Genomic DNA, 4049 nt, shown 5'->3' with positions numbered 1-4049 from the left:
CACCGTGTGCCGGACCGAAGCCGGGTCGTCCGAGGACCGCTTCCCGCAGGATGCCTGCGCGCTCACACAGCGTCACCAATCCAGCCACGCCCAACCGGCAAAGGACCTGCGACGCGCTGCACTAGGACGTGTGCGTCCGCAAAGTAGGGGATGACGCGGAAGGGCCCGCACGTCCGTGCGGGCCCTTCCGCGTGGCGGCCGGCCGGGGTCAGTCGAGGCTGAGGCGCGCCAGCAGGCCCTGGACACGGCCGGCGAGCGCCTTCACCGGGTCCGGGCTGATGGTGGCACGTGCCACTGCGGCCGTCACGATGACGTCGCTCAGCTCCTTCTCGACGAGCCGCCAGCGCGGGCGGTGAGGAAGTCGAGGGTGTAGCGGTCGGGGTTGCCGGAGCCGGCCAGGCCCATGAGCTTGCCGGAGCTGGTCCAGTCGCCGAGTCCGAGGTGTTCGGCGACGGTCTCGTAGAACCAGCCCAGCGACTGGCTGAACGGGAACTGGCGCAGGGCCTTCATTCCGTCGGCGGTGCCGTGGGCGAGGGTGGCGGAGACGCCGTCGCCGGAGCCGTCGACCACCAGGACGGCGGCCTCGTCGAAGCCGCTGGGGTGGAAGGCGGAGGCGGCGTGCGCGAGGTGGTGCTCGACCACGGTGACCTGCCGGGGCCGGTGGTGGCCGAACAGGGCAGGGGCGAGGAGTTCGGCGATCAGCTCGGCGTCCGTGCAGATGTTGCTCGGCGTAGGCCAGGCCAGGTTGAAGGCGATGGCGGTCTCGACAACGTCGGCCAGGGTGATGCCGGCCTCGGACAGGCAGTAGGCCGCGGCCACCGCGCAGGAGCGGGAGCCCTTGTGGTGCTTGCGGCGGGAGAGGCGCTCCTCCTCGGCGAAGGCGACCACCTTCCCGTCGAGGACCAGGCAGGCGGAGGGGTGGAAGCAAAGGAGGAGGAGGGGGCGGCGGTACGGGCCGATTCGGCTGGTGCCCGTCGTCCCCGATCGGCGACCGGTGTTTCCCCTCCACGATCCTTGCCACAGCAGCCTCCTCAAGGCCTGGGTTCTCCACTGCAGAAGCGGAGGCCCGCGATGCACGAGGGCGCACATGCGCCTGTACGCCTGCTGCGTACAACCCAGCGACTGGGTCGCTCGTCAGCCTTCGAGCGGGCGGCCCTGTGCTGCCCGCAGGCGGGCCAGACCGGAGATCCGCGTGCGAGCAAGTGGCAGTTCGTCTTCGGGGGTCGGGAGCGTGACGGGCAGGGACCACACACCGCTGGTCTGGGAGGCGATGCCGAGCGCGACCATCACCTCGGCGAGTCCCATGCCGTGGCGGGGACAGGGAGCCCGGCCACGGTGAGTACGTCGGTGCAGCCGGCCTCCTTCCCGGCAACCAAGGCGCGGATCTGGGCCTTGGTTGCCGTCCCGCGCAGCGGTAATCGCGGAGCCAACTCAGCCCTTACCGCATTGCCCTCGTCCGCATGTCCAGAGACGCCCGCGCCAACGAGTTTGCCGCGGCGGCGGACCGTTCCGACTTTCCTGCCGGTGGATGTCGGCCGGCGATCGGCCGCGTCCAGCTGCTCGGCGAGCGGGAAGCTGCCGCCACAATGGGGTGCCCTCCAGCCCGCACCACCCCGCACCCGCGTCGAAGAACCTCTCGGGCACGGACGCCGAGGACCTCGCGCTGTACCGGGAGAAGTTCCGGTGCCGTCTGCCGGAGTCGCTGGACGAGTTGCACGGCCCGACCCAGGGGGCCGTCGAGCTGCCGCTGCACATGGCCTGGTCCGGGATGACCTCGTACAACCTGGGCAAGCCGCGCCAACGCATGGGCCTGTACCGCACTGTCTTGCATGAGGGCCTGCACGACGACCTGCCCCGCTACCTCAACCAGGACCTGCTCCTCCAGCTGTGGCCGGTGCTGCGCACTCTCGTCGGCCGCACCGTGCGCACCGTGTGGGAGGACGCCTTCGCTCAGCTCGCCTCCCGCACCCAGGCAGCCGCGTGACGGACATGCCGGAGCTGCACGCGCGGCTCCTGGCGGATCTGATCGCCCTCGGCTCCCCGTATCCCCTGGTCCTCACTGGCGGGCATGCCGTGCGGGCGCACCGCCTCGTGAACCACCCCAGCCAGGACCTCGATGTCGCCACCGAGAACCCGGCGCCCATGGCCGACATCGCGGCCACGCTCCGCGCCGGCCTGGAAGCCCGCGGCTGGAAGGTGCACGCGCTGGAGACCGCCCCGCTGTCCGCCCGCTTCACCGTGACCGACCCGGCCACCGGGCAGGACTGCGAGGTCGACGTCCTCAGGAGATCTTCTGGCGGCCGGTCGCCCAGAGCCCGTACGGGCCCGTCCTCGCGGAGGAGGACGTGATCGGGACCAAGGTCCGCGCCCTCGCCGACCGCGGAGCGCCCCGTGACCTGATCGACGTGTTCGCAGCCTCCCGCCGTTGGAACACCGTCGATCTCGAGGAATTCGGCCGTCGCCACGCCCGCGGCCGCTTCGAGCGCGAAGACCTGCGGGCAAACCTCGCCGGATCCGAGTGGACCGACGACGAAGCCTTCGCCGCCTACGGCCTGGACCAGGCCACCATCACCGCTCTTCGTGCCTGGGCCGTGGAGGGGGCCGACGACCTCGCGACCCGACTCCTCGAAGAGTCGGATGATCCGGACATCGACTGATCACATCTGGCCGACCACTGGAAACGGGAGCCCGGGGAAGCCGAGCGAGGGGCAAGTACGGTGCCGTGGAAATATCCCCACGGCACTGGGCAAACTGGCCTCTCACGGGGCGAAAAGAAGAGCTCCTCGCTCGCCAACACTGCTCTTCCAGTGGCCTGACCAGCCAGCCCGCCGGCGCACCCGACACGCCATCAGAACGAGCGTCACGAGCATCATTTCAGCGCCAAGATACCGCACATACCGCACATAATATGCAGAGGCAAAATCGCAGGCCCGGAGCCCTTTGCGGCCGACTCCAAGATCGCCACCACTCCACATGATGCGTCGTCAGAATCAGACAGAACGAAAACAAGGGGACGATAATCGCAGCTCAGAGGGATACAGAGGCCAAGTGCGGTCTTCTCCAGGCGCCACCAGGGCAAAGTAGGCGACAAGACGGAGAGCGCGGCGAGGGCCGCGAAGAGGTGGCAGCATCCGCCGAGTGGGGCGTCGAGGCCGACACTGATCCAGGGAACCATGGCTGCTTCGTTTTCGCGTCAGCTCCGTGCTGAAACCCCGGCCAACGTGAGTGGTGCCGATCAGAGGGTGCGACGCGCCTTGTGGGAGGCGATGGCAAACCGGATCTCGACCGGCAGGTGCGACCAGCCAGTCGAGTCCCGGGCGGACTGGACCGCTCCTGCCTGCAGGTTGTTCAGGACCGCGCGCGGGTTGCCTGTCGGGGTCAGAGTCACCTTGAGCTCCAGGCGGGGGCCGGCGCCGGGACCGATCAAGCGTACGTGGGCATGCTGGACTCCGGGGACGGCCAGAATCTGGTCCCGGACGGCCTGTGCCAAGGCGGAACCACGTACGGTGACGGGTCCCCGTTGCGCTGGTCCACCCACGGGAGCATTGCGGGGCATGGCGCCGGGCAGTTGCCGAAGCAGCCAGGCCAGCCCGAACAGGACGAGCAGGGTCAGTAAGGTCACGGACACCGGCCAGGCCCACGGCCATGTGGTGATGCCGTCGCGGGCTGTGGAGCGCAGGGCGGCCTCACGCGGGCTGGTGGGAATCCACCGGGGTGGCTGAGGCAGGTCCCAGCGGCGGTACAGGTCAAGTCCGCCGGCCAGGGCCAGGGATCCGGTGCCGAGCAGGATAGCCCCGATCAAGGCCAGGAGGACGCGGTTGACGGCAGGTTGCGCTCGCATGGCAGGTCCCAGGGACGATGGTTGGCCAGGTGGCAGTGCGCGAGGACCCCGCAGGCTAGGACGCGCGCTATCGGATGCGGAGCCTTAGTGGTCTGCGTCGTAAATCCTTCGGGGGTTGACGTCGGGCTTGGCGTGCGCTTGCCCGTGTCAGGTGTCGAGACCGGTGAGGTGGAGGTGGCAGGCGGTGTCGAGTGCGTCCTCGGGGGTG

Annotated in this window: 4 protein-coding genes and 1 pseudogene; 2 read left to right on the top strand and 3 right to left on the bottom strand. The window is 69.5% G+C overall.

The window, feature by feature from the left end; translation table 11 throughout:
• Positions 1 to 318 precede the first annotated feature (318 nt).
• Both OTB19_RS41930 and OTB19_RS41925 read right to left on the bottom strand, forming a co-directional pair.
• Entirely contained in the window at positions 319 to 1035 is a 717-nt protein-coding gene (locus OTB19_RS41930) for a carbamoyltransferase N-terminal domain-containing protein (RefSeq protein ID WP_267804120.1), read from the bottom strand.
• Positions 1036 to 1134: 99 nt separating this feature from the next.
• The gene (locus OTB19_RS41925; RefSeq protein ID WP_267804119.1) at positions 1135 to 1305 is read right to left on the bottom strand and encodes a DUF6042 family protein; all 171 of its coding nucleotides are present in this window, start codon (positions 1303 to 1305) and stop codon (positions 1135 to 1137) included.
• Between the two features lie 286 nt (positions 1306 to 1591).
• On the opposite strand from OTB19_RS41925, the gene OTB19_RS41920 reads away from it, so the two are divergent.
• Both OTB19_RS41920 and OTB19_RS41915 read left to right on the top strand, forming a co-directional pair.
• Positions 1592 to 1984: a hypothetical protein gene (locus OTB19_RS41920; RefSeq protein WP_267804118.1), complete on the top strand. Its 393-nt coding sequence runs from the start codon at positions 1592 to 1594 to the stop codon at positions 1982 to 1984.
• Between the two features lie 5 nt (positions 1985 to 1989).
• Positions 1990 to 2657 (top strand): annotated as a pseudogene (locus OTB19_RS41915) (nucleotidyl transferase AbiEii/AbiGii toxin family protein).
• Positions 2658 to 3235: 578 nt separating this feature from the next.
• On the opposite strand, the gene OTB19_RS41910 reads toward OTB19_RS41915, so the two are convergent.
• The gene (locus OTB19_RS41910; protein ID WP_267804117.1) at positions 3236 to 3841 is read right to left on the bottom strand and encodes an alkaline shock response membrane anchor protein AmaP; all 606 of its coding nucleotides are present in this window, start codon (positions 3839 to 3841) and stop codon (positions 3236 to 3238) included.
• Positions 3842 to 4049 lie beyond the last annotated feature (208 nt).

It is taken from the genome of Streptomyces sp. H27-H5, assembly GCF_026627505.1.
Lineage (GTDB): Bacteria > Actinomycetota > Actinomycetes > Streptomycetales > Streptomycetaceae > Streptomyces.
This window is presented reverse-complemented; position numbering and strand designations above follow the sequence as displayed.

Coding starts and splice junctions, on each gene's coding strand:
- OTB19_RS41925 (WP_267804119.1), bottom strand. CDS start 1,305: ATGGGACTCGCCGAGGTGATGGTCGCGCTCGGCATCGCCTCCCAGACC.
- OTB19_RS41910 (WP_267804117.1), bottom strand. CDS start 3,841: ATGCGAGCGCAACCTGCCGTCAACCGCGTCCTCCTGGCCTTGATCGGG.